This window comes from Nonomuraea fuscirosea (assembly GCF_035917475.1).
Classification (GTDB): Bacteria; Actinomycetota; Actinomycetes; order Streptosporangiales; family Streptosporangiaceae; genus Nonomuraea; species Nonomuraea fuscirosea.
The window spans coordinates 6827670-6853031 of the sequence record NZ_CP109074.1; the positions used below are offsets into that span (position 1 = coordinate 6827670).

24 protein-coding genes and 1 pseudogene are annotated in these 25362 nt (G+C 69.0%); 10 read left to right on the forward strand and 15 right to left on the reverse strand.

Features of this window, described 5'->3' with window-relative positions; all coding sequences use genetic code 11:
• Nucleotides 1-8: 8 nt before the first annotated feature.
• On the reverse strand, nt 9-1313 hold the full coding sequence (locus OIE67_RS31275; RefSeq protein ID WP_219912067.1) for a hypothetical protein: 1305 nt from the start codon (nt 1311-1313) through the stop codon (nt 9-11).
• A 259-nt stretch (nt 1314-1572) separates the two neighbouring features.
• Here OIE67_RS31275 and OIE67_RS31280 point away from each other — a divergent pair, with 259 nt between their 5' ends.
• Nucleotides 1573-2541 carry a golvesin C-terminal-like domain-containing protein gene (locus OIE67_RS31280; RefSeq protein WP_326627182.1) on the forward strand — a complete coding sequence of 323 codons (969 nt, stop codon included), beginning with the start codon at nt 1573-1575 and terminating at the stop codon, nt 2539-2541.
• A gap of 52 nt (nt 2542-2593) precedes the next feature.
• Nucleotides 2594-2878: a hypothetical protein gene (locus OIE67_RS31285; protein WP_326627183.1), complete on the forward strand. Its 285-nt coding sequence runs from the start codon at nt 2594-2596 to the stop codon at nt 2876-2878.
• A gap of 24 nt (nt 2879-2902) precedes the next feature.
• Here the strand turns inward: OIE67_RS31285 and OIE67_RS31290 are convergent, their stop codons facing one another.
• Both OIE67_RS31290 and OIE67_RS31295 read right to left on the reverse strand, forming a co-directional pair.
• Nucleotides 2903-3652, reverse strand: coding sequence for a phosphotransferase family protein (locus OIE67_RS31290; RefSeq protein WP_326627185.1), 750 nt, complete (start codon nt 3650-3652; stop codon nt 2903-2905).
• 298 nt (nt 3653-3950) lie between these two features.
• Nucleotides 3951-4721: a DJ-1/PfpI family protein gene (locus OIE67_RS31295; RefSeq protein ID WP_326627187.1), complete on the reverse strand. Its 771-nt coding sequence runs from the start codon at nt 4719-4721 to the stop codon at nt 3951-3953.
• A 134-nt stretch (nt 4722-4855) separates the two neighbouring features.
• On the opposite strand from OIE67_RS31295, the gene OIE67_RS31300 reads away from it, so the two are divergent.
• Nucleotides 4856-5773 (forward strand): GlxA family transcriptional regulator, encoded by a 918-nt coding sequence (locus tag OIE67_RS31300; RefSeq protein ID WP_326627190.1) that lies wholly within the window; start codon nt 4856-4858, stop codon nt 5771-5773.
• Between the two features lie 217 nt (nt 5774-5990).
• Here the strand turns inward: OIE67_RS31300 and OIE67_RS31305 are convergent, their stop codons facing one another.
• A complete protein-coding gene (locus OIE67_RS31305) occupies nt 5991-6323 on the reverse strand; it encodes a hypothetical protein (protein ID WP_326627191.1) in 333 nt (110 codons plus the stop codon).
• Between the two features lie 156 nt (nt 6324-6479).
• Nucleotides 6480-7304 carry an IS5 family transposase gene (locus OIE67_RS31310; RefSeq protein ID WP_326627193.1) on the reverse strand — a complete coding sequence of 275 codons (825 nt, stop codon included), beginning with the start codon at nt 7302-7304 and terminating at the stop codon, nt 6480-6482.
• A gap of 319 nt (nt 7305-7623) precedes the next feature.
• Between OIE67_RS31310 and OIE67_RS31315 the strand changes: the two genes are divergently transcribed.
• From OIE67_RS31315 to OIE67_RS31335, 5 genes are all read left to right on the forward strand, one after another.
• Nucleotides 7624-8742 (forward strand): hypothetical protein, encoded by a 1119-nt coding sequence (locus OIE67_RS31315; RefSeq protein WP_326627195.1) that lies wholly within the window; start codon nt 7624-7626, stop codon nt 8740-8742.
• A 74-nt stretch (nt 8743-8816) separates the two neighbouring features.
• Complete coding sequence (locus OIE67_RS31320) at nt 8817-9062, forward strand: hypothetical protein (RefSeq protein ID WP_326627197.1); 246 nt, start codon at nt 8817-8819, stop codon at nt 9060-9062.
• A gap of 97 nt (nt 9063-9159) precedes the next feature.
• Entirely contained in the window at nt 9160-10755 is a 1596-nt protein-coding gene (locus OIE67_RS31325; RefSeq protein WP_326627199.1) for an ATP-binding protein, read from the forward strand.
• A 193-nt stretch (nt 10756-10948) separates the two neighbouring features.
• A complete protein-coding gene (locus OIE67_RS31330; protein WP_326627201.1) occupies nt 10949-11197 on the forward strand; it encodes a type II toxin-antitoxin system CcdA family antitoxin in 249 nt (82 codons plus the stop codon).
• Nucleotides 11194-11595 carry a DNA-binding protein gene (locus OIE67_RS31335; RefSeq protein ID WP_326627203.1) on the forward strand — a complete coding sequence of 134 codons (402 nt, stop codon included), beginning with the start codon at nt 11194-11196 and terminating at the stop codon, nt 11593-11595. The genes OIE67_RS31330 and OIE67_RS31335 overlap by 4 nt, the downstream gene beginning before the upstream one ends.
• A 51-nt stretch (nt 11596-11646) precedes the next feature.
• Here the strand turns inward: OIE67_RS31335 and OIE67_RS31340 are convergent, their stop codons facing one another.
• A complete protein-coding gene (locus tag OIE67_RS31340; protein WP_326627205.1) occupies nt 11647-12291 on the reverse strand; it encodes a DUF6461 domain-containing protein in 645 nt (214 codons plus the stop codon).
• 145 nt (nt 12292-12436) lie between these two features.
• Nucleotides 12437-12783: pseudogene (locus tag OIE67_RS31345) on the reverse strand (IS5/IS1182 family transposase); the annotation flags it as partial.
• Nucleotides 12784-12936: 153 nt separating this feature from the next.
• Between OIE67_RS31345 and OIE67_RS31350 the strand changes: the two are divergent.
• Nucleotides 12937-13764 (forward strand): SAM-dependent methyltransferase, encoded by an 828-nt coding sequence (locus OIE67_RS31350; RefSeq protein ID WP_326627207.1) that lies wholly within the window; start codon nt 12937-12939, stop codon nt 13762-13764.
• A gap of 117 nt (nt 13765-13881) precedes the next feature.
• On the opposite strand, the gene OIE67_RS31355 is transcribed toward OIE67_RS31350, so the two are convergent.
• The 7 genes from OIE67_RS31355 to OIE67_RS31385 form a co-directional block, all read right to left on the reverse strand.
• Nucleotides 13882-14778: a helix-turn-helix domain-containing protein gene (locus tag OIE67_RS31355; protein WP_326627209.1), complete on the reverse strand. Its 897-nt coding sequence runs from the start codon at nt 14776-14778 to the stop codon at nt 13882-13884.
• A gap of 139 nt (nt 14779-14917) precedes the next feature.
• Complete coding sequence (locus tag OIE67_RS31360) at nt 14918-15907, reverse strand: phosphotransferase family protein (protein ID WP_326627212.1); 990 nt, start codon at nt 15905-15907, stop codon at nt 14918-14920.
• Nucleotides 15908-15965: 58 nt separating this feature from the next.
• On the reverse strand, nt 15966-18041 hold the full coding sequence (locus OIE67_RS31365) for a right-handed parallel beta-helix repeat-containing protein (protein WP_326627214.1): 2076 nt from the start codon (nt 18039-18041) through the stop codon (nt 15966-15968).
• Nucleotides 18042-18206: 165 nt separating this feature from the next.
• Nucleotides 18207-18683, reverse strand: a complete 477-nt coding sequence (locus tag OIE67_RS31370) for a (2Fe-2S)-binding protein (RefSeq protein WP_326627216.1) — start codon at nt 18681-18683, stop codon at nt 18207-18209.
• A 15-nt stretch (nt 18684-18698) separates the two neighbouring features.
• Entirely contained in the window at nt 18699-20981 is a 2283-nt protein-coding gene (locus tag OIE67_RS31375) for a molybdopterin cofactor-binding domain-containing protein (RefSeq protein ID WP_326627218.1), read from the reverse strand.
• Between the two features lie 8 nt (nt 20982-20989).
• On the reverse strand, nt 20990-22201 hold the full coding sequence (locus tag OIE67_RS31380; RefSeq protein WP_326627220.1) for an oxygenase MpaB family protein: 1212 nt from the start codon (nt 22199-22201) through the stop codon (nt 20990-20992).
• Between the two features lie 45 nt (nt 22202-22246).
• A complete protein-coding gene (locus OIE67_RS31385; RefSeq protein WP_326627222.1) occupies nt 22247-23506 on the reverse strand; it encodes an oxygenase MpaB family protein in 1260 nt (419 codons plus the stop codon).
• Between the two features lie 181 nt (nt 23507-23687).
• Between OIE67_RS31385 and OIE67_RS31390 the strand changes: the two genes are divergently transcribed.
• The gene (locus OIE67_RS31390) at nt 23688-24359 is read left to right on the forward strand and encodes a TetR/AcrR family transcriptional regulator (RefSeq protein WP_407674916.1); all 672 of its coding nucleotides are present in this window, start codon (nt 23688-23690) and stop codon (nt 24357-24359) included.
• Between the two features lie 24 nt (nt 24360-24383).
• On the opposite strand, the gene OIE67_RS31395 is transcribed toward OIE67_RS31390, so the two are convergent.
• A complete protein-coding gene (locus OIE67_RS31395; protein WP_326627226.1) occupies nt 24384-25325 on the reverse strand; it encodes a LacI family DNA-binding transcriptional regulator in 942 nt (313 codons plus the stop codon).
• Nucleotides 25326-25362: the final 37 nt, after the last annotated feature.

Genomic DNA, 25362 nt, shown 5'->3' on the forward strand with positions numbered 1-25362 from the left:
TTGTCCCTTCAACGCGATGAGCGCAGTAACGCTTGGGCGATGCGTAGCCGGTACAGACGCGTCGGCCGGCCCTTCTGGTGGTGCTGAGCGGTGCCTTCGACGCTCACCAGGCCGCCGGCGTCGAGGGTGCGGATCAGCCGCCGGCCGCTCTGATCCGTGATGCCGAGATGACCGGCCAGCTCGCCGGGCGAGATCGCGCGGCCTTCCAGTTCGTGGTCCAGCGCCGCCAGGCGGGAGACGGTCGCGGCGCTGAGGCCGACGGACTTCGCCAGCCGTTCGACGTCGTCGCCGTGCTCGCGGTAGGAGTAGCTGAGCGCCGCCCGGACCGGGCCCATCGGGCCGATGATCACGCCACTGTCCTCGATGAGATAGCCGCACGGCTCGCTCTCCCGCTCGGCCCTGGCGGCGGCCTGCTCGGCCAGGGCCACGCAGTTGCGGGCGGACGCGCCGACGCCGAACCCGGCCGAGACCTGCGCGCCGAGCGCCGCGGCGGCCTCGGCCAGCGCGGGCACGGCGACCCAGTTGCGGGTGATGCGCTCGAACAGGGCCTTGTGGGCGAAGACGACGACGCCGCGCCGGCCGCGGTCCTCGATCCACGCGCCGGCGAACTCGGGGGTGTTGAGCAGCAGGTTCATCAGGCCGATCCGGGCCCGTTCCTCGTCCTGCGAGTGCGAGATGAGGAAGACCCCGGCGGCGAAGCGTTGCGCGCTGGCCCGCTCGGACTCGATCCGGAGCGCGAGCTCGTGCAGCTCGGTCCTGATCGTGGCCGGCACCGGCATGCCGCTCATGATCGGCAGCTCGCCGGACAGCAGCTCGCGGGCGGCGGCGCGGACGCTGATCACGTAACCGCGGCCGCCGAACCGCCGGTGGGCGGAGCGGTGGAACTCGACGATGTCCCGCACGGACTGCGTGGGGGCGTACGGCAGGAACTCGATGGCGTCGGTGTCGAGCTCCAGCGCGGCGGCGACCGCCTCGACCGCCTCGGCGGGAAAGGTGTCGATGCTCACCGGGGTACGGCCCCACCCGCGCTCCTGCGCGCGGTAGAGCGCGAGGGTCAGATCGAGCGCCGACGAGCGGATCACGCCGACCGGGAGGCCGGGCGGGAGGAGTTCGCGGCTGGCCGTGTACGGGACCGGGCCCGCCAGGAAGCCGTCCAGCCGAGTCGTGCGGAGGAACTCGGCGACCTTGGCGTGGATCTCGTCCTCGTGGTCGTAACTGACCCATTCCAGGTCGACTCCGCGCAGAGTGTTCGCGGCTTCCCGGAACAATTCACCGTGCAGCGAGTGGGTCACCACTCCGATCACTATGGCCACGACACCCCTTTACGAACCATGTTCGTAAATGACTCGTAAATCCGATGTTGACAAACTTCCCCCTCCCCGGGGTCCAGGTCAAGGGCTCAGCCGAAGAAATTCACCGGCGACAAAGCGGGAGATCCGGGTAATCGGACGCCACCGAACCGGTTTTTTCGGGCATCCAGTCCGATTTGTGCAGATATCTTTCATCGACGCTCGCGACTTGGTTAGATGCCTTCGCCCGTGCTTCCCCTCAATCCCCAGGAGGGATCAGCTCGTGAACGTCATCACTCGCTTATCGGCCGCCGTCGTGGCGGCCGGTCTGGTTCTGCTCGGCACGACGGCGCCCGCGACCGCCGCGACCACCACGGTCGACAACGCCACCGCCGGCCGGTTCACCGCCGGCTCCGGCTGGGGCACCTCGGCCTGGTCCGCGCAGCGGTACGAGGCCGACTACCGCTTCGCGGCGCCGAACACCACCACGAGCGACGCCGCCTGGTTCAAGGCCGCGATCGCGGCGGCCGGAGCGCACCTGGTCGAGGTCTGGTACCCGGCCGACCCCGGCTACAACAGCGCCACCCCGTTCCTGGTGGCGACCGCCGACGGCGCCCGCAGCGTGGTCGTCGACCAGCGTGCCAACGGGGGCCGCTGGGTCAGCCTGGGCACGTTCACCCTGGCCGCCGGCGACTACAACGTGGTCGGCGTCAGCCGCTGGAGCAGTCAGCCGGGTTACGTCGTCGCCGACGCCGTCCGGATCACGTCCTCCACCGGCTCGCCCGCCTTCTCGCTGCCCCTCGCGCGCACCGCGCTGCCGCGCAGCGAGTACGACGACCCGCACCACGACTACCCGGCCATCGACCTCCCGGTCGGCACCGGCACCCCGGCGTACGCGGTGCGCCCCGGCACGGTGACGATCATCGACGACAGCCTGTGCGGGCGCGGCATCAACCTGACCGGGAACGACGGCGCCATCTACACCTACTGCCACTTCTCGTCGTGGTCGGTCTCCAACGGCGCGTCGGTCGGGACCGGGCAGCAGATCGGGCTGACCGGCAACACCGGCAACTCGACCGGCCCGCATCTGCACTTCGGCATCCGTACCGGCAGCACCCGCCGGTGCCCGCAGAACTTCCTGCTGGCCCTCTACGACGGTGTCACCCCGCCGGCGGCGAGCAGCCTGCCGACGACGGGCTGCTCCTACACCAACCGGTCGGCCGACGCCGAGCCGGTCATCCCGCTCGGCTGAGCCTCACCGCCTCCTTCTCCGCCCGCCGGCGGGTGGACTCGTCGTCGGTCTCATGCGTGGGCTCGTCGTCGCGCTCGCCGGCGGTCTGGCGAGCTCCAGCGTCGTCTATCTCATCAACCTGACCTGTCTGTCCGTCCGCCGCAGGACGCCGATCCGGATGGCGTTCCTGCAGGACGCTCACAGGCTCGGGCTTCTGCGGCAGACCGGGGCCGTCTACCAGTTCCGGCACATCGACCTGCAGAAACGACTCGCCGCGCTGGGCACGTCGCCTTCGACCCGTCATGCCGTACGGGAGCCGTACGGGAGCGATCGAACCGCGGACGACACGCCTGACTGATCAGCCCAACCCGACACGCGGACCTCACATCCGGGCCCGCAGCACGTCCACCTCGCAGCCCGGAGCGAACGGGTCGAAACCATGCTCGACCAGCCAGCGAATCGCCAGCAGACTCCGCATCGACCACCACCCGCGGATCACGTCCAGATCGACGTCGCCGCCATAGCCGGCCACGAGGTCGCCGAGATGCCGCTCATGCCCGAGCGTCAGGATGGCGAGGTCGAACAGGCCATCACCCTGACCCGCCTCTGACCAGTCGATGATGCCCGTGACCTTGTCGTCGCCGTCGAGGAACACGTGCGCGATCTGCAGATCGCCGTGCGTGAACACCGGAACCCACGGCCGCAGCGCGGCCTCGGCGACCTCGCGGTTGCGGGTGACCAGTTCGGCGGGCAGGACGCCGTTCGTCACGAGCCACTCGCATTCGCCGTCGAGCTCCGCCCTCAACTCCTCGACGCCCCGACCGGCCCGGCCGAGCCGAGGCGGCAACGGCGCGTCGTGCAGCTTCCGGACGGCGGCGCCCGCCGCGGCCCACGCCGCCGGGGACGCGGTCACCGGCTCACCGAGGCGGCCGAGCGCCGTCCCCGGGACCGCGGCGATCGCCAGCGCGGGCGGCTTGTGCCACAGAACCTCCGGGGTCGGGACCGGCGCCGAAGCCATCGCCTCGACCTCGGCTTCGATGCGCGCCCGATCGGCGTCCACCTTCAGGAACACGTCACCGACACGCAGCGTCGCGCGCTCGGAATGAGCCACGACCACCTCGACCTCATCCATGGCCGACCAGTATTACCGGGGACGATCGCCGACGTCACCGGGTTTATCCGCAGGCCGCACCCTCCCGCAACGCCCTGGACCCGATGGAATCCCGGGCGTCGCGCCATCACCACGAGAAAGCCGCCGACCGACCGATAAGAGCCGCCACCGCTGGTCACCGGCCACCGCAGCCTCCGGCACCACGGACCCACTGCCCCACAGACCCACGGGCCCACGGACCCACTGCCTCGCGGCCCCACGGCTCAACGACTCAACGACTCAACGACTCAACGACTCAACGACTCAACGACTCAACGACTCAACGGCTTCGGTAGACCAGGCCGCGGCGTTCGTACTCCAGGACCATCTCCACGTTCATCGACATCTCGGGCCCGTAGGTGCGCTCGACGAACCACAGGGCCAGCTCCAGCCCGCTGGTGATGCCGGCCGAGGTGAGCAGGTCGCCGTCGTCGACCACCCGCGGGCCCGGCGAGCTCGGGCCCGGCCCGTTGATGACCTTCCCGCCCTGCTCGGCGAGTAGATCCTTGGCGCCGTGGTGCGTGGTGCACGGGCGGCCACGGACCAGCCCGGCGGCGCCGAGCAGCAGCGCACCGGTGCACACCGACGCCATGACCAGTCCCGGCCGGCGGGCGGCCCGCAACGCGGCGGGGATCGTTCCGCGCCGGATCTCCGCCGCGACGCCCGGCTTGTCGGCGTCCCTCCCGGTCCCGCCGCCGGGCACCAGGATCATGTCGGCCGTGCCGGGGGCCCAGGCGCCGTCCACCTTGATCTCAGTGCCGTGACTGGCCCGTATGGTGCGCGGCCCCTCCACGGCGACCAAGGTGATCTCGATCGGCGCGCCGAATCGCCCGGCGATGCCCAGGGACTGCAGCGGCGCCGCGAAGTCCAGCTCCTCGACGCCGTCGAAGAGCACGACGTGCACCCGTCGCCTTCCACCGGGCGCCGACCGCCCGGCCGCCTGCGCGGACGCGTCGTCGGACAATGCGGTGGCGCCGGCCGCGTCGTCGGACAGGGCGATGACTCCGGCCGCCGCCGCGGCGGTCGCCTGTATGAGGTGCCTGCGTTTCATGATCGGAAGTGTCGGCCCAGCGCGACGCCTCGAACCAGCGGCAGCCGTGCCGATCTCCGCTACATTCTGGTCATGCTGCACACCGTGGCCGTCCTCGCCTTCGACGGAGTGGTGGCCTTCGATCTGGTGGTGCCGTGTCAGGTCTCTCCGCCGCCAGACCGGGCGGAGAACCCCGGTACGAGATCAAGGTGTGCGGTCCGCAGGAGGTCAGCGCCCACGTCGTACAGGCACCCTGTTTCCGGATCAGCAGCGACTTCCCCCTAGAAAGCGCTCTAGATGCCGACAGCATCGTGATCCCCGGCCTCTCCCCGCCCACCCAGCCGCCACCGCCGCCGGTGCTGGACCTGCTGCGGGCCGCGGCCGCCCGCGGCGTCCGCATCGCCTCCATCTGCACGGGCGCGTTCGTCCTCGGCGCCGCCGGCCTGCTGGACGGCCGCCGGGTCACCACCCACTGGAGCTTCGCGGACCAGCTCGCGCGGGCCTTTCCCCTCGCGTCGGTCGACCCGTCCGTGCTGTACGTCGACAGCGGCCAGGTGCTGACCTCGGCGGGCGTCGCGGCGGGCCTCGACCTGTGCCTGCACATGATCCGCGCCGACCACGGCGCCGCCGTCGCGGCCGAGGCCGCCCGCGCCGTCGTCATGGCGCCCCACCGGCAGGGCGGCCAGGCCCAGTTCATCCACCACCCCGCTCCCGAGCCCGACGGCGCCGCGCTCCAGCCGCTGCTCCAGTGGATGCAGCATCACCTGCACCACCCGCTGACCCTGGCCGACCTGGCCGGGCAGGCCCGGGTGAGCGTGCGCACCCTCAACCGCCAGTTCCGCGCTCAGACCGGCACGACCCCGCTGCAGTGGCTGCTGGCGGCGCGTCTGGACGGCGCCTGGGAGATCCTGGAAACCTCAGACACCCCGATCGACCGAGTCGCCCACCTGACCGGTTTCGGCTCCCCGGTGACCCTGCGCCGCCACTTCACGAACCGCCTCGGCGTAAGCCCCAGCGCCTACCGCACCGCCCACCGCCAACAGGGCCACCCAGCTCGCTGGCCCCCTGTATGACATATGACCCTAAGAGCGTGTTTGAGAAGATCGTTCATGTTCGGTGTGGCGGCGTGACGGCCGGTGCAGATGCCCTCAGGGTGGTATGACGCCCCACACCGCTACCCCTCGGACCTGACCGACACACAGTGGGAGCTGATCGAGCCCCACTCCCGGAGCTGGCGATCGCCATCGAGGACACACGTCCAGGTGGCGACGGAGCCGTCGGCCGGAGGAGTCATCCATTCGGCGAAGGCGCAATGGGGCCCTCACAGGCGGCTAGCGCACTGGTGAGCGCCTTGCCGTCCACGCCATCCTTCCAGCCGCTCCCAGTAGGCGTCTTGCCTTGGAGGACCTGCTCGATTGCCTCCGGAGTGGCGTACTTGACATGCACGTCAGCCAGACACTCCACCTGCTTGACGGAGTACTCCTTATATGCGGGGTTCGACTTCATCTCCTGAACGAGCCGCTCCCGTAACGAGGGCGCCTCCGCTGCACACCCCGCGCCTCCAAGTAACCCTCCAACAATCACAATCACAACCGCAACCAGGCCAATCTTGCGACGCATCACCGCTACCTCCTACGCAACCGTTCGATCCACGCATCGGACCGGCCTCTATGCGAGAAATACTCTAGATATCTCCATATCGACGAAATCCATTTCAAGAATCACTGAAGCATTCGACCGGGTCTGAGCGCGTGTGCGAGAAGATCGTTTATGACGGTTTCAGTCGCAGATGTAGCGCGATTGGCGCTGGGCGGGTCCCTCTCGGGTGAGGCGGCGGGTCATTCCAGCGATGGCGGCCCAGCGGATGATCGCCTCGGAGACGGCGGGGTCGCGTTCGTCGTCACGCGCCAGGCGGCGGCAGGCGGTCAGCCAGGCCAAGGTCCTCTCCACCACCCAACGTCGGGAGATGACGCTGAAGCCGGGCTGGTCGGCGGGCTTGCGAACGATCTCCAAGGTGGTACGCAGGGTGTCACGAGCCCAGTCCACCAGGCGTCCCGCGAAACCCTGATCGGCGAAGACATGCCGGATCGGGGTGGTCAGGTACGCCGATAGCAGCGTGGTCTTGGCACCGTCGCGGTCCCGCCAGCTCGCCCCCAGCACCGCGACCGTGATGAGCATGCCGGTGGTGTCGGTGATGATGAATCGCTTGCGGCCGTTGACCTTCTTGCCCGCGTCGTAGCCGCGACTGCCACGGCCGACGGTGTCGGCGCCCTTGACGCTCTGGGAGTCGATGATGCCCGCCGACGGCTCGTCGGCCCGTCCGGCCTGCCTGCGGGCCTTGATCCGCAGTTCGGTCAGCAGCCTCTCGGTGACGCCGACGGCTTCCCACTGCTGGAAGTACCAGTACACGGTCTGCCAGGGCGGCAGGTCGGTAGGCAGGTAGCGCCACGGGCAGCCGGAACGCACCACGTACAGGATGGCATTGACGATCTCCCGGCGCGGGTGCTTCTCCGGGCGCCCGCCGGTGTTCGGCTCGGGCAGCAAGGACTCGATCAGTTCCCACTGCTCATCGGTCAGATCCGAGGGGTAACGATCAGGGGGCATCACCCACCCTCGTGATCTGCACGCCGATCGTCACCCCACCACGCCGAACATGAAGAATCTTCTCAAACACGCTCTAAGCATCACAAAGGCCGAGAAAGGCCGAATCGCCGAGTACGCAGACCGTACCGCCAGCCGATTTCATGACGTTGCACCTGAAGGAATTATGCCGCGTCTATGAACAAACCCGCTGATCAGGCACCCTCAACAACGTGAAAAAGGCGCCACCAGAACCACGCATCCAGCATCCTGAGCATAACCAGATCCTGGCCTGAGCTGAGCTCTCACTCTCTGGTACCCCCTTTCCCTTGAAGAGGTCTCCGTGACTCGGTATGCCATCGACCGTGCCCACAACACGCTCCTCGCCCAGTGGAGCACCGGCCTCGGCGACACCGCCACCGTCGTGGCCCGGCTGACCCACGACCAGCTCCACCACAACACCCGCCGCCTCGCCGCAGAGCTCACCCGCCTGTCACACGTCTGCTGGCGCTCCTACACTCACCCCCCGAGCGCCGCCGACCGGCACGGCCCCAACAGCCTCGGCTGGCATCGCCAACAAGAGCGCGACGCCTTCACCACAATCCTCCCCACCATCAGCACCACCACCCAAGTCCCCGCCAAACCCACCACCACCAAGGTCGAACAGACCGCCCACGCCGTCGCCCGCACCCTGCGCATACTCGACAGCTCCCAGCTCACCACCCACATCACCACCGATGTCGCCGCCGAACTGGCCGCCATCGAACAGGCCGAACGCGGCGACCTGTCCGAACGCGCCCAGCAGGCCACGGCCCTCAGCCGCGAAGACGCCTCGCCCCTGCAGATCTCTCAAGCCGACCGCCTCCTTTGCGACAGCCCCTTCGGCAGCCACGAATTCTTCATCCAGGTGGACCCCACAGCAGCCGCCATCGCCGCCGCCCACTGGTACTACGCCGCCGTCACCATCACCGCCCAGCGCACCGGCATCCACCCCGTCCACATCGTCGCCAGCGCCGAACAACCCGACAAACCCCTCGCTCTCGAAAGCCTCACCGACATCACCACCGCCATGGACGCCGGCATGCGAGCCCGCCACGTCGTCATGCCTCTCATCCGCAACGCCCTCCACGTCGCCGACGGCCACCTCCACGGCATCCACGAAATCGAGCAACGCATCACCGCCGCCCACGAACTCATCACCAAAGCCCACACCGACCACCCCGACATCGACCTCGGCCCCGACACCATCTACCTCCCCCTCACCTCCCTCGACCCCGCCCGCCCCGCCCCCGACCTCCTCGACAACCTCCTCCACGGCATCGAAACCTGCTGGCATCTCTACCACCACCACACCAGCCGCCTCAGCCCCAGCAACTCCCCCACATCACCCCAAGACCTCCGCCAGACCTTCCTCACCACCATCCGCCAAGAAGCAGGCTCCAGAACCGAACGCCTCCTCTAGCACCCAAGACCCATGTCGTCGTGAGAGATGGCTTGTGCCCGGCGCGACGATCATCGCGATTGCAGGATGTGAGCATGCGACCACCCCGAGCGAAGTACTTCAACACCACCGGCCCGTGTGACCCGAAGCGCCACTACATGTTGTCGCTCACGCCGCAGCTCAGGCGGGCGCGCGAGCTCATCGAGTCGGACCGCTCCTTCGTGCTGCACGCACCCCGGCAGACCGGCAAGGCGACCGCGCTGTACGAACTGAAATCCGAGCTGAAGGCCGAGGGCGAGAGTTCCTGCTGCGGCACTGGTTCCTGTCCGCCGACCTGCTGAACCGGGAACAGTACGGACCTTTCACCGACAAGGAGCTCACCGAAGCCTACCTGCGGATCTTCGGGTCCTCACACCAGGAGAGTGGCAGAATGTGACCATGCGGCCACCCCGAGCGAAGTACTTCAACACCACCGGCCCCTGTGATCCGCGACTGCACTACATGCTGCCTCCCACGCCACGGCTTCCCCAGGCGCGGGAGCTGATCGAGATGGACCGCTACTTCGTGCTGCACGCGCCCCGGCAGACCGGCAAGACGACCATGCTGCGCACCCTGGCCGCCGACCTGACCGCCGAGGGCGACATCGCCGCCCTGACGTTCTCCTGCGAACGCGCTGGAACCACCGGCGATGACATCGGCGCCGCCGAGACGATCCTGCTGCAATCCATGCGACGGGCCACCGAGGTGCTGGAATGGCCGAAGGAACTCCTACCCCCGGACCCCTGGCCGCAGTTCCCGGTAAGAACACAGTTCGGAGAGGCGGTGAGCGCGTGGAGCCGCCGCTGCCCACGCCGCCTGGTACTGCTCATCGACGAGATCGACGCCCTGCAGGGCAACAGCCTGGTCAGCATCCTCAACCAGCTCCGCGACGGCCACAACATCCGGCCGGATGGCTACCCGTTCCCCGCGTCCGTGGTGCTGTGCGGGCTGCGTGACCTGCGCGACTACAAGATCGCCTCCGGCGGCGCCGCCGACCGGTACAACGCGGCCAGCCCGTTCAACATCCTCCGCAAATCGCTACGCCTGGGCGACTTCACCGCCGATCAGATCGCGGAGCTGTACGACCAGCACACCCAGACGGCCGGCCAGGAGTTCACCAAAGACGCGGTAGACCGGGTCTACGAGCTGACCCAAGGACAACCCTGGCTGGTCAACGCGCTCGCCGATGAGATCATCACCGAAATGCGAGTCACCGACACCATCACCGTCGAATCGGTGGACATTGCCAAGGAACGGCTGATCCGCGCCCGCGCCACTCACCTCGACTCCCTGGCGGCCCGACTGTACGAGCCTAGGGTCAAGCGGGTGATAGAACCGATCGTGGCCGGCGGCCCCTACATCGACCGCCACAACACCAAAGACCTGGCCTACGCCCGCGACCTGGGCCTCATCACGCAGACACCCCCGCCGCAGGTGGCCAACCCCATCTACCGGGAAGTCATCCTGCGCGTGTTGGGCGACCTGACGGAGCAGAACATCAACGCCGACCCGCGCAGCTTCGTGCTGCCCGACGGCCGGTTCGACCTTCCACGCCTGCTGCGGGAGTTCGTCGTCTTCTGGCGCGAACACGGCGAAGTCCTCATCCAGCAGGAGGGCTATCACGAGGCCGCCTGCCAGATCATCCTCATGGCCTTCCTGCACCGCCTCGTCAACGGCGGCGGCCAGCTCGACCGCGAGTACGCCGCCGGCACCAAACGCCTGGACGTCCTCGTTCGCTGGCCGTACAGCGGCCCCGATGGTGAACGGCTGATGCAACGCGAGGCCATGGAACTGAAGGTGTGGCGACCCGGCGCGGAGGACCCGGAACCCGAAGGACTGGCCCAGCTCGACCGCTACCTCGACCGTCTCACCCTCACCACCGGCGTCCTAGTCATCTTCGACCGCCGCCCCGAAGCTCTGCCCTGGAGGGAACGCGGCGACTTCGACCAGGCCACCACACCGTCCGGCCGCCAGGTCACCGTCCTGCGCGTGTGACGGTCTCCGACCGCGTCACCGAGTTCTGGCACGGCGTGGTCCTGACTCCCGACGACGGCATCGAAACGTTTCTGGTGCTGAACGTCGTGCCGCACGACGAGGCTCAGGCACCGCCCCGAATCGATCCTGAAGCACGACTCCGAAACGGGCCGTCCATCCGCCAACATGGCGCATACCGCAGTATGCTTGCTTCATGGCCGAGACGACACGCATCACGGTGACCCTGCCGAATGACCAGGTCGCCGAACTGAGGAAACTCACCGACAACATCTCCGGCTATGTCGCCGAGGCAGTGGCACGCCAGCTGCGGCACCAGCTTCTCGGAGCGGAGCTGATGCGCTACCAAGAGGAGCATGGCGAATTCGCCGACGAGGAACTCATCGAGGCCCACACTCGAATCTTCGGTGAGACGGACCTCGGTGGTTCGGTGGGCGCGGCGTGATCGACCATGTCGAAACTGTCGTTCTCGATTCCCAAGGGCTTTCCGCCTGGATTGCGCAAGACCGAAAGGTCATTGCGATGTTCCATGTCTTCTACACCATGGGCGCCGATCTGGTGATCGGCGCCAACACCATCGTGGAGGTCGCCCACACGCGAGTGAACATGCCTCGGCTGCGGTGGGCGCTCTCCCACGTCAAGGTCGAACCGGTCACCGAACGTACGGCGAAGGCGTCCGCGGATCTGCTCAGAACGGCCGGTTTGCACGGTCACAAATACGCGATCGACGCGACAGTCGCCGAAATGGCGCTACGGCAGCCCGGCCCTGTCGCCATGCTCACCTCGGATATCGATGACATGGCTCGACTGTGCGGCCGTCATGTCCGGCTCATCGGCATCTGAAACTCGCGACTCACTATGCTGCCCGACGATTCGGCGGCCGGTGGGTTCTGTTCACCCCGGGTTGAGGTCTCCGCACAGGTAGGTGGACTCCTCCAGCAGTTGCGGCGTCAGCGTGATCCCGGTGAGGCACTCGGCCAGAAGGAAAGCCGGTCCTTCGTGGGGGTAGGGGAGCTCGGGGTAGACGGAGTCGATCCGCTCCATGGTCCCCGCTAGTTCGTCCGGCATCTCCTCTGAGTAGTGTTCCGGGTACGGGAACTTGAGCTGGATCTCTCCGTCGTTGATCCAGTGGGAGTAACCGTCCTGGTTCATGTACTCGAACCGGATCTTTCCGTCTTCGATCCAGTAGAAGTAGTCCATGCCTTTAATATCGCGGTAGTACTGAGAGACGAGACGGGTGCCCGCCGAGAGCGGCACGATGATCTCTTCGGTGACGCCGAGTGAGCCGAGGGGCTCGACGAGGAGTGCCCAATCTCCGACGACGACGACACCGAACAACATGTTCTTCCCGTCGTGACGGGAGTAGGCGACCCCGGACAGTTCCTCGAGCGTCATGGGCGTGAACTCCTCTGGCCTGCCACCGAGCCGGGTCACTACTTCCTCGGACGTCAAGCCGTGGACATAGGTGAAGCAGTATCCGTGCCCCATGACAGAGCTCACATCGCGGAACCGGGTGGTGTCCTCAGGAGTAGCGATCATGGCGTCATACTCGCAGTACCCACCGACACGATGAGCACGGGCGATGCTGAAGGAGCGCTCCTCTTCTCGGCCGAGCTCTCCATGCCCATCGCGACCAGCGCCGCCAGGCGGGGAAGGGTTCAAGCAGTCAGGAGCCTTGTCCTCGTCCGGCGGGTGAGGCGAGGACCTGCACATTCATGCCGTGCACGCGGTGTCTGCCGGAGAAGTAGGACCGACCGGCCTTGACCCGGTCGATGTGGATCAGCGTGCCGTCGAGCATCAGGTCGTGCAGCCCGTCCCGCTCGGCCTTGCGCAGCGCCTGGCCCAGCTTGGGCGGGCGGGCCGACAACAGTGCCACCGTCTCCTCTGCGTGCCGCCACGCGGTCGCCGTCGCCCCTCCGAAACCGGCCGCGGGCTCGGTGAACGTCTCGCCCTTGTGCAGGTGACCAGCACCAGCAGGGCTTGGTGGCCGGGATTGAGCCGCCGCCAGATCGACCCGATGGCCTTACGGTGGCACGGCCGGTGCCGGCCGTCCGGTCACCCGGACGGCGATCGTCGGAGGGGCGGAGCGCTTCCTTTTGTGCGGGAAGATCATGTAACGGTCTGGCCTGTGGGCCGACTTGATAGAACGGGCTTATTTTGCGGTAAATCGTGACAAAGCTAGGAATGGAGCAGCTTGTGGGCGATCCCTCCCCCTCCGATGCCTTCGATCGGATCGACACCACCCGGCCCAGTCAGGCCAGGGCGTGGAACTACTGGCTGGGTGGCAAGGACTACTACCCGGTCGACAAAGAGCTCGCCGACATGCTGGAGCAGACCTATCCCGGGATGCAGGAGATCGCCCTGCACACGCGGGCGTTCCTGCGGCGGGCCGTGCGTCATCTGGCCGAGCGGGAGGGGATCCGCCAGTTTCTGGACATCGGGACCGGGCTGCCCACCGTGGACAACACGCACGAGGTGGCGCAGCGGGTGGATCCGGCCAGCCGGATCGTCTACGTCGACAACGACCCGGTCGTGCTGGTGCACGCCCGCGCGCTGCTGACCAGCCATCCGGACGGGGCCTGCGACTATCTGGACGCCGACGTACGCGATCCCGACGACATCCTCGGCCGGGCGGCCCGCACGCTGGACTTCACCGAGCCGATCGCGCTGCTGATGCTCGGCGTCATGGGCACCGTGCGGGATGACGACGAGGCCTGCGCGCTCATCGGCCGCTACCTGCACGCCGTGCCTGCCGGGAGCTTCCTGGTCGTCGAGGACGGCACCAACGTGGTCAAGCCGCAGGCGGCCGCCCAGGCCGAGCAGTTGCGCGACGAGGGGCAGGTCTACTCGTACGAGCTGCGTACGCCGGAGCGGATCGCCCGCTTCTTCGACGGTCTGGAGCTGCTCGAACCGGGTGTCGTGTCGGTGTCGCGCTGGCGGTACGAGGGCGAGGCGATCGACGGCGTGCCGGATGAGGTGGACGCCTTCGGCGGCATGGCGCGCAAGAGCTGAGGCGTCGCGCGCACGAGCTGAGGCGTCTCAGGCACGAGCTGAGGCGTCGCGTGCACGAGCTGAGGCGTCGCGTGCACGAGCTGAGGCGTCGCGTGCACGAGCTGATCCGGAGGTTGTTCAGCCGCCGATGAGGTCGCGGGCCAGCGCGGCCGTCGCCGAGGCCGGTAGCGCGGCCACGCTGAGCTGGTCCATCAGGGCGTGGTAGGGCAGCACGTCCGTGCTCTTGGTGAGGTATTGCGCGGTGGTCAGGTGTTCCATGCAGACGACGTCGGGCAGCTCCTGCTGCGGGAAGCGCAGGATCGTGACGGGGCCGATGCCGCCGACGATGCCGCCGGAGGTGAACGGCAGCACCTGTACGCTCACATGCGGCTGCTCGGCCATCCGGGCCAGGTGCTCCCACTGGGCGTCCATCACGTCGGGCTCGGCCACGCGGCGGTGCAGTACGGCCTCGTCCATGATCACCCACAGCCGGTGCGCGTCCGGCTCGCCGAGCAGGCGCTGACGGCGCGCTCGCAGCGCGAGCCGCCGCTCGACCTGCATGGGAGAGGGCCTGGGCGAGCTCCGGCTGATCACCGCACGGGCGTAGTCCTCGGTCTGCAGCAGGGCGGGCACCACCTGGACCGCGTAGGTGCGGATCAGGCTGGTGTCCTGCTCCAGCCCGAGGTACGACTCGAACCAGTCGGGGATCACGTCCCGGTATTCCTGCCACCACCTGGGCGCGTTGGCCTGCTCCACCATGGCGAGCAGGGTCCCTCTCTCGGCCTCGTCGCTGACGCCGTACAGGGTGAGCAGATCGGCCACGTCTCTGACCTTGAAGCCGGTGCGGCCGGCCTCCATCCGGCTGAGCTTCGACGGCGAGGCCCGGATCGTGTATCCGGCCTGCTCGCGGTCCATGCCGCAGGCTTCGCGATGCTTACGGAGCTGTACGCCGATCAGGAGGCGGACGGCCGTGGACCCCGACCACGCGGGTGCCTCACGGGTGACGTCACTGAGATCGTCGTCAGTCGTCGGCATGCAGTCTCCTCGATCGGACGTACCCCACCGCGATTCATCCCTGAAACCCATCCTGCCACGAGAAAATCGTCTGTCGATCTCTTCGGTCCAAGTCGAGCCTGTGACGCCGGGTGTGGCGCGGCGGGCGGACGGCTCGGCGTCAGCGCAACCGCGCGATGGCGGCCCGGAGGAAGTGGTCGCGCCGGAGTGTGGCGTGGGGGCTGTAGGTCTCGGTCGGCGTGTTGAGCGCGGCTACGGCGTCCCAGTAGGCGATGTCGTCGGCGCGCCTGCCGGCGGCCCGTTCCCAGCCCTCCAGTACGTGGCCGGGGGCGTCGTCGTCGTAGCGGATCGCGACCTGTTTGCGCAGTTCGCCGAGGTCCACACCCGGGTTGCCGACGCCGGCGGTCTTCCAGTCGATCAGGCCGCGGATCCCGTCGCCGGCGACCACCGTGTTGCCGGGCCAGACGTCGCCGTGCACGAAACCGACCGGCGTGCCGGGACGCTTGATCGCCCGGACGCGTTCGTCGGCTAAATCGAGTAGGGCGGTGGTCGGCATCCGGCCCTCTCGGCGGTCCCGGGCGAAATCGTCGACCGCGATGGGGCGGGGCCGGAACGGGAGGTCCGGCGTCGGGTCGAGGGTGACGGCGTGGACCCGGGCGAGTGCGGCGCCCGCCGCCAGGAGGAGTTCGGTGGAGGGTGCTTCGGGCCAGGTGCTCGTTCCGGGCACGACGGTCTCCAGGCTCGCCGGTGTGCCGGCGGCATGGCCGTCGAGGTCGGCGGCGAGCAGCCGGGGAGCCGGCAGTCCGTACTTCTCGGCGACGGCGAGTGCGGCTACGTTCGTGGCGATCTGGTCCGACGAGATGCGACTGCTCGGGGATCGGAGGACCAGCGAGCAGGTCGTGCGGGACTGGAGGAACGCCGAGCGGGTCGTGCCGGATCGGTGACCCTCTGGGCAGGTCGTGTCGTCTGGCGTCGTCAGGGCGATCCACCACGGGCTTTCGCCGCCGTGGAGGGAGCGGACGGCGCTGATCGTCGTCCGGCTGTCCAGCTGTTCCGCCAGCCAGGCGCGCAGCTGTTCAGTGGGGCCTGGACCGCGTCTTCTACCCTTCCCGCACTGGACGACTGTGATCCGTACGGGGGTGTCTGTCAAGGCCGCCGGACGGGCCCGCGCGTCGAGATGCGGGCCCGCGCGTCGGTGCCGGGGGCCGTCAGCGCTGGTCGGCCACCACGATGTCGTCGAGGTGGAGCGAGGCGCCGGTGCCGCCGGTGCCGCCGGCCAGTTCCAGCGCGACCGTGGCGGTGCCCGTGGGTGCGGTGAGCTGGGCGGTGAACTCCTGCCAGCTCGCGCTCAGCCCGCCGAGCGTGATCTCGTCGCTCCGCAACGCCTGCTGGCCGGCGTCGTACCACCGCAGCCGCAGCGTCGCGGTGGAGATGCCGGGAGTGCCCTGCCGGGCCCACACGCTGACCCGCTTGCCGCCGGGAGCGGCGTCGAAGCCGGGCCAGTTGCCGAGCTGCACGCCCCATCCCCCGTCCTCGGTGACGTCGATCCGCAGGCCGTAGGCGCCACCGTGGGCCGCTTCCGCGGCTCGCTGCACGGCACTGCCGTACCAGGCGTCCCATTGGCCGAGTGAGCCTTCGAGCGTCGCGGTGTCCTCGTCGAGGGCGTTGGGCACGGGAGGCGGGTCGGTCACGCCGTTGAGGGTGCTGCCGGCCTCCTGGTTGAACGGGGCCGAGCGCCAGGCGTTCCATGAGACGGTCTCGCCCCAGCCCTTGGCGAACTTCCAGTTGCCGACGTAGGTGTTGTCGTGGAAGCTGTTGCCGCTGGTGTGCATGACGCTCTGCTGGATCTCCGCGACCGTGTACGGCATCCAGGGCAGGTTGTCGGCCCCCTGGGCGTACAGGGCCTGAACGCCGCAGTAGGTTCCGGCGCAGGGCACGTTCGCCTGGTCGAAGCGGAATTCGTTGCCGAACACCTTGACGTTGCGCGAATGCCAGCGGCAGTCGCTGCGGAACGGCTCGTTCGCGATGGAGGTGTAGCAGGGGTGGGTCGCGTTGATCGGGTCGAGATAGTCACCGTCGTGCGGCGCCGGAATCACCGTCGGAGTGACGAACGGCGTGCAGTAGCCCGTGCTGGTGTTGCCGTTGGAATTGCAGAACCGGTTGGTGTTCTCGAAGATCGTGATGCCGGAGAAGTTGTCCTCGAAATAGTTGTCGTTGATGTTGAGGTTCGAGCTGCCGCTCGTTTCCGAAGCGAGCCGGGCGTCACCGCCTGATTCCGAGATGTAGATGGCCGGCGCCGGTGAGCCCAGGTTCTCGTTGCCGCTCACCCAGGCGTTCCGCTTGAAGACGTTGCGGGTGATGGTGGCGTTGTAGCTGATCTCGTACCAGAGGCCGATGCTCTCGTTGTGCTCGATCCAGTTGCGGTCGAAGCGGAAGTCGATGTTGTTCGTGTCGGCCCAGAGGCCGACGCTCAGGTTGTCGTGGACGTAGTTCTCCGTGACGGCGGCGCCTTCGACATCCCAGAACTTCACGCCACCGGTGCAGCCGCACCCCTCGACCCGGCTCTCCCAGTCGTCCTGGTTGTTGCCGGCGATCTCGTTGTTGTGCACGACGAGGTCCTTGATCGCGGAATCGCCCTCGACCGGGTCCTTGTACATGCTGATGCCGTACTGGCCGTTGTCCTTCAGGCAGCTGTCGCGGATCGTGTTGGCGCTGCCGAGGAACACCGCCGCGCCGTCGTTGTGGTGGGCGTAGAGGTGTTCCATCACCCAGCCACTGCCCGAGTCGTGGTTGATGACGCCTTCGTTGAGGTTGTCGCCGCGGCCGAAGTTGCGGATCTCAAGGTAGGCGATGCGCACGTCGGAGGCGTGGCCGCCGAAGGCGTACTTGTTGAGATTCCTGCCGTCCAGGACGGCGCCCGGAGCTCCGATGAAGACGCTGTCGTCACCGGGGGTTATCTGGCTGTACTCGCCGTCACCGACCGTATGGGTGCCCGGGGCGAACCAGTAGGTCTTGCCGGCCTGGCCGAAGTCGACGCCGAGGTTGTCGCCCGCCGGGACCACGATGGCGCCTGACGGCGCGCTCGACGGGCCGTCCTGCCAGGTCGCGTTGTCACAGACTTTCATGGAGGCCGGTAACTCGGCGTACCAGCCGCCGGACGCGCGCTCCGCCTGTGCGGCGGCGGCACTGGTCGGGGCGGCACTGGTCGGGGCGGCGCCGGCCGGGGTGGCCCAGAGGCCGGCGGCCACCATGAGTAACGCACCGATGACAACAGGGTGTCGCATGAATGCTCCCGTTCTGCGCTGACGTTGTTGCCAGCGAAGATTAGCGCCAAGATCGCCTACGGGTTGGCGAATAGCGTCAAGTCGCCCGGTCAGGAACCGTGACGACCGCCCTTGGCCTCGGGAAACAGGGTTGACCGTGATCAACCGTGCGGCTGCTCGCCGTGGTCAATCCAGCGCGGCGCCGGCCTTGATGGCCTCGCGGATGCGGAAGTACGTGCCGCAGCGGCAGATGTTGCGCAGGCCGTCGAGGTCGGCGTCGGTGATCTCGCGGCCTTCGGCGGCCGCGCGGCGGACCAGCGCCACGGCGGCCATGATTTGGCCGGGCTGGCAGTAGCCGCACTGGGCGACGTCGTGGTCGAGCCAGGCCCGCTGCATGGGATGCAGGTCCGCACCGGCCGTGGCCGCGAGGCCCTCGATGGTCGTCACCTCGTCCGCCGGCTCAAGGTCTTGGACGGGGATCGCGCAGGGGTTGATCGCCTTGCCGTTGAGGTGGCTGGTGCACGCCTTGCACACGTTGATGCCGCAGCCGTACTTCGGGCCGGTGATGCCGAGGACGTCGCGCAGCACCCACAGCAGGCGCACGTCGCCGGGGACGTCCACGGTGACCTGTTCGCCGTTGACGCGGAAGGTGTACTCGGGCACGTGGCTCTCCTCGGTTCAGCGGGCGTGGTCCAGGCCGTCGGCCGGCGAAGGAGGGACGGGCGGGACGGTGGGCTTGGGGGTGAAGGAGAGGGTGCCGTGGTTGATCGGGAAGCTGGTCGGCATCGTTCCCGTCGCGCGGCCGTACGCGCACGCTACGGCGGCGGTCGAGGCGGCCACGGCCAGTTCGCCGGCGCCGCCGGGCTGCTCCGAGGTGCTGGGCATGACGATGATCCGCAGGTCGGGCGGGCTGTTCCACTGCCGGGTGTAGAAGTAGTTGTCCCAGCTGGCCTCGAGGAAGTGGCCGTCGCGCAGGTGCAGGCCGGCGGTCAGGGTCAGCGCGATGCCGTCCATGACGCCGCCCATCATCTGCGCCTCCAGGCCGCGCGGGTTGACGGCGAGGCCGACGTCCACCGCGAAGACGGCCTTGGTGACGCGCGGCCCGGACACGCCGTCGCGGATGGGGCGGTTGACGGTCTCCGGCCGGCAGTCGATCTCCACCAGGGCGGCGCTGACCGATTTGTACTCGGCGTGGAACGCGATGCCCTGCGCGGTGCCGGCCGGCATCGCCCGGCCCCACGCGCCGGCCTCGGCCACCTCTGCCAGCACCGCCCGCGAGCGGTCGTCGCGCAGGAAGTCACGCCGGAGCCGGTACGGATCCCGGCCCGTCTTCGCGGCGAGCCGGTCGACGATCAGCTCGCGGGCGCAAGCGACGTCGGGTGAGTAGACGTTGCGCATGCTGCCGGTGTTGAAGCCCTTGCCCGTCTCGCTGAGCAGCTGGCCGACGACGCCGAACGCGTACGGCATCTCCTGGCTGAGCTGGAAGAACGTCTGCGCGAAGCCGATGTCGCCCACCGGGAGCCGAGCCGCCATCGCGGTGATGATCTCGCCGAGGCCGTGGCCGAGGTCGGTGGAGACGCTGGTGTGGCGCTGCTCGTAGCCGAGCACGGCGCCTCCGAGGTAGGCGACGCGGACCCGTGAGGTGGCCATCGGATGGGTACGGCCCTGGCGGGAGTCGTCGGCGCGGTGCCACATGAGTTTGACCGGTTTGCCGACCTTCTGCGACACCTCGGCGGCTTCGAGCGCGGCGTCGAAGAACAGCTTGCGGCCGAAGGATCCGCCGCCTTCGACGACGTGCACGGTGACCTGGCCGGGCGGCAGTCCGAGTCGGGCGGCGATGGCCTGGCGGGCCACGATGGGCGACTTCAGCGCGGACCAGATCTCGGCGCGGCCGGCCCGTACGTCGGCGATGGCGCAGTTGGGCTCCAGCGCGCTGTTGCTGCGGAAGGCGAAGGTGAACGTGCCTTCGACGACCGGGGTGGGCGGTCTGGGGCCGAGCGGGATCTCCGCGGCCTTCAGCTCGCGCAGCACGCTTTCGTCGGACTTGCCGTCCGCGGTGCCGGATCTCCAGGAGACCCGCAGGGCGCGTACGGCGTCGATGCACTGGCCGAACGTGTCGGCGCGGACCGCCACCCCGGTGGAGATCACCACGGCGTCGGTGACGCCCGGCATGGCGCGCACCTCGGCGAGGTTGGCCACCGAGCCGACCTTGCCGTTGATGGTCGGCGGGCGGCACACCATCGTCGGTTTCGCGCCCGGAACGTCGAGGTCCATGGTGAACTTCTTGCGCCCGGTCACCGCGTCCAGCGCGTCGATCCGGTTGTGCGGTGCGCCGATGACGGTGAAGTCGCGGCGTGGGGTGAGCTCCACGGCCACCCGCTCGGTGCGCGTGCCGGCCGCCTGCTCGGCGAGGGCGCCGATGCCGACGTGGCGGCCGGAGCGGTCGGTGATCGTTCCGGCCCGCAGGGTGAGGTCGGTGACCGGCGCGCCGAGCTCGGCCGCCGCCGCTGCCATCAGCCGGAGCCGGGCGACCGCGGCGGCCACCCGGATCGGGGTGTAGGTGGCGAACGTCGTGTTCGATCCGCCGGTGAGCTGGTTGAAGAGCAGCTCGGGGCGGGCGTCGGCGAGCGTGACGCGGACCCGTTCCACCGGTACGGACAGCTCCTCCGCGATCAGCATGGCCGTCGAGGTGGTGATGCCCTGCCCCACCTCGGCGCGCGGCAGCGCGAACGACACGGTGCCGTCCCGGTTCACCTCGACCGCGATCAGGCCCGAGGTCGGCAGGGCCGCCGCGGTCATCAGGTCGTTGAGGTCGAGCAGGTCCACCCCGGTGGCCGCTCGTGGCGAGGACGCTGGGGGTGTCAGGTCGAGTCCGGCGGCCGTCACCAGGGTCGGCGCCGCCAGCACGTACCCGAGGAAGCGCCGCCGCCCGATGGCGTCGTCCGCGTGCGGTCCGGTCATCGCGCGGCTCATCCGGGCCGGTTGGCGGTGGGGATGTCGATCCTGGTCTGCTCGCCCTTGGTGAGGAAGAACAGGATGTACTGCCGTACGGCCTCGTCGATGACCCAGGCCACCTCCGGCACCAGCGGCAGCGGGATGAGCCCTTCGCGGAACCGGACGAGCTTCGGCCAGGTGACGGCGATCAGCGGGTCCCACACCGGCTCGCGCCTGATGCCGTCCCAATCCGCCACCTGGTTGCCGACCAGATAGCGGGCGAGCGCGTTGCACAGCGGCCGGCTGACGCTGAGCGGGCTGGTCTGCTCGGCGAGCTGGCCGAGCAGGATGTCGGTGAGGATGACGCCCTCGGGCGTCGGGCCCATGTTGCGGGGCAGGATCTGATCCGACTGGGCGCCGGCGGCGTCCCAGGTGGCGGGGGTGTACTCGTCCCTGATGCCGAGCAGGTGCGCGGTCACCTGCCACACGTGCAGGTACGCCTCCGACTCGGCGGCGCTGATCGGCACCTGCCACTCGCGCATCTTGCGCATGGCGAAGGTGGGCAGCGTGTGCCAGGTGACCAGCATGTCCTCCTGGCTGATCGGGATGTCGCCGTTCCAGTGGGGCGACTGCTGCAGCAGGTGCCGCACCGCCGCGTGCACCAGGCGGGTCTTCACCGCCTGGACCACGCAGGAGCCGCCCGGCCGGTACGCGTTCAGCGACCCGACGGCGAACCCGAGGATGCTCGTCTTGGCGACCCGATCCTCCATGTCGGCGCCGCCCTTGGAGTAGTAGACCGCGCGGGCCTCCTTGGGGATGGCGGTGCTGAGCATGCCGCCGCCGACGCCGTTGAGCAGGTTGAGGTAGAGCCCTCTGGACTTGTTGAACGTGGCCGCGGCCTCCAGCTTGCCCTGGTCCGCCCACGAGGGCAGCCGGCGGGCGCGCTCCATGAAATCGCGCAGGTCGTCCGGCAGCCCGGCGGGTAAGGGCTGGTCGTTGCGGTTCCAGTCCCACAGCAGCCGGTTCACCTCGGGTACGGCGCCGCGATCGAGCAGCGAGGCGACCAGCGGGTCGGCCTCCTCATCCCACACCCAGCGCGGGTCGGCGCCGGCGCCGGAACCGGCGATCGAGCCGGCCGGCGACCAGGTCCAGGGGCGCGCGTGCGCCGGGGACGCCATGCCCAGCGCTCCGAGGGCGCCCAGGGCCCCGCCCGTCATCAGCATCTTGCGTCTGCTCAGCTCCGCCATGCTCTCGAACTCCTTTCGCGATCCCCCATGGACAGGCCCCCGACGTCAGGACGGGCGGTTCGTCTGCGGAATCTCGATCCGGATCGGCCGCGCCTCCGACAGGAACAGCAGCGCCGCCTTGCGCAGGAACTCGTCGAACAGCCAGTACGCCTCCGGCGCCAGCGGGAACGGCAGCAGCCCTTCGCGGACGGCGACGAACGGCCGCCAGGACAGTCTGAGCAGCGGGTCCCAGATCGGCTCCCTCGGGATCTTCAGCCAGCCGGCGATCTTGTCGCCGAGCATGAAGCGGGTGAACGCGCCGAGGATCGGCTTGGACAGGATGCCGGCGTCGACCGGGGTGCCGAGGCCGAGCAGGATGTCGGCCAGCTTGATCCCCTCGGGCGTCGGCGCGAGCACCGGATCCAGCACCTGCTCGGCCTGGGCGTCGGCCTCGGACCACGACGCGGGGATGTACTCGTCCTTGATGCCGAGCATGTGCGCGGCCAGCTGCCACGAGTGCAGGAACGCCTCGGACTCGGCGGCCGGGATCGGCACCCTCCACGCGGTCAGCTTCTGCATGACGGTCGTGGGCAGGCTGTGCCAGGTGACCATCATGTCCCGCTGGCTTATCGGGATCTCCTCGTCGGCGACCTGCGGCCAGTGCGGGGACTGCGGCAGCAGATGCCGTACGGCGGCGTGCACCAGCCGGGTCTTGACGCAGGTCACGATCATCTCGCCGTCGGGCTCGTAGGCGTTGCGCGAGCCGACGTCGTAGCCGAGCTTGGCGGTCTTGGAGATGCGGTCCTTCATGTCCGCGCCGCCCTGGGAGTAGTAGACCGCGCGCGCCTCCTTGGGGATGACGGTGCTCATCATGCCGCTGGCCAGGCCGTACAGGACGCCGAGGTAGAGCCCGCGCTTCTCGTTGAACGCGAACGCGGTCGCGAGCTTGCCGTGGTCGGCCCACGCGGGCAGCCGGCTGGCCCGCTCCATGAAGTCGCGCAGGTCCGCCGGCAGCCCGGCGGGCAGCGGCTGGCCGTTCTTGGTCCAGGTGCGTAACAGCTCGTTGACCCTGGGCACGTCGCCCCGGTCGAGCAGCGAGGCGACCAGCGGATCGGCCTCCTCGTCCCACACCCAGCGCGGATCGGTGCCCGCCCCCGTGCCCGCCACCGAGCCTTGCGCCGACCACGTCCACGGGCCCTGCGCGTACGCCGGCACCGCGGCGCTCAGCGCGCCGAGCGCGCCCAGCGCCCCTCCGGCCATCAGCATGTCGCGCCTGCTGAGCCCGTCGCTGCGCCCGCCGTTACGTCCGTCGTTCCGTCCATCCATGCGCTGGTTCCTCCTCGCCGGAGCGGAGCACCCGTTGATACGATGAAACAAGAAACGCTTCCGTGTATCATGCTCATGACAGCACACCGTGAGGGGGATCACAAGAGCGCGCCGGCGACGGTGCGGAATGATGCAGAATCAACCGCAGGAGGTGATCGTGGAATCCGCTTGGTCAGGGCTCATGACGCCGTCGGACTCGGAGTCGCTGCTGGAACGTGCCTACCTCGACGCCGTCGAACAGGTCGGCGACACCGACGAGCTCCGCGCCCGCATCCTCGACGCCGCCTACGAGCAGTTCTGCCGGATGGGCATCAGACGCTCCACCATGGAGGACGTCGCCCGCCGGGCCAAGGTCTCGCGCATCACCGTCTACCGGCGCTTCGCCACGAAGGACGCCCTGGTCGAGCACGTCGTCCGGCGGGAGTTCCGGCGCTACTTCGACCGTTTCCTGATCGACATCGAGCGGGCCGGCACCGCCGCCGACCGGGTGGTCCTGGGCTTCGTCAGCTCGTTGCGCGCCATCAGGAGCAACCCGCTGATCGGCGGCCTGATCACCGCCGAACCCGACCTGCTCGTGCCCTCCATGATCGCCGACGGGGGCCAGACGCTCGCCACCGTCCGTCAGTTCGTGGCCGGTCAGCTCCGCCACGAGCAACGCGCCGGCCACGTCTCCGCCGACCTCGACACCGACCTCGTGGCCGAGATGATGGTCCGGATCTCCGCCTCCTTCCTGGCCACGCCCAGCCACGTCATCGACCTCGACGACGACGCCCAGCTCGCCGCCGTCGCCCGGCAGTTCCTGGTCCCCATGCTGCGCCCCGCCCGCTCCGAGAGCCGGGACGTCACGGGGTGAGGCGCCAGGCCGCCCGGGGCGGCGCTAGCCGAGCGGGACGGTGAGCCGGCGTCTGACCGGCGCGGGCTCCCTGCGTTCGCCGAGGAGGTCCATGAGCTGGTCCATGGCGACCTCGCCGAGCCGTTCGCCGTCCACGTCGATCGAGGGGACGTCGTGCAGCCCCAGGCTCTCGACGACCATGCGTTCCGAGCTGACCACGACGTCGCGGACGCCCCGGTTGAGCAGGGCGAACATGAGGCCGAGGCCGATCGAGGTGGCGTAGGGGACGACGGCGGTGGCGCGGGCGGCGACCACGGCCTCGGCGGCCTCCACGCCGGCGGCGAACGTCGAGGGGCAGGGGCCGAGCATGGTCAGCGTCGCGCCGCTCGGCTCGGCCGCGGCGCGGATGGCGGCCTGGCGCTGGCGGTCCTGCCAGGATCCGGCCGGGCCGCCGATGTAGACGACGCGCTCGTGACCTTTGCCGGTGAACCAGGTGACGAGCGCGCCGAAGGCGGTGGCGGTGTCGGCGACGGCCGAGGTCATGCCGTCGATCTCGCGGTCGATGAGCACGGTCGGCTTGTACGACGCGGCGGCGCGGACGATCTCGTCCGACCCCCGGGGCGCGGTGAACAGGAAGCCGTCGACCTGGTGGGCGAGATGTTCGACCGCGGCGAGCTGGGCCGGGTGCTCCAGGGAGTGCACCGCGATGGTCAGCTGCACGCCCGAGCCGGCCGCGCGGGCCTGGGCGCCGCCGATGATCGGGTTGAAGAAGGTGTTGTCGAGCGTCGGCACCACGACGGCGACCACTCCGGTCTTCCCCCGGGCCAGCTGGGTGGCCGCCCGGTTGGGGACGAATCCGAGCTGCTCGGCGGCGGCGCGGACGCGGGCCACCGTCTCGGGGGCGGCCAGGTCGGGCCGGCCCAGGGCGCGGGAGGCCGTCGCCTTGGAAACCCCGGCCAGCGCGGCGACGTCCGCGAGTGTCGGCACTGATGCTCCCTTGGGTCGTTACCTGGATTTCACACAG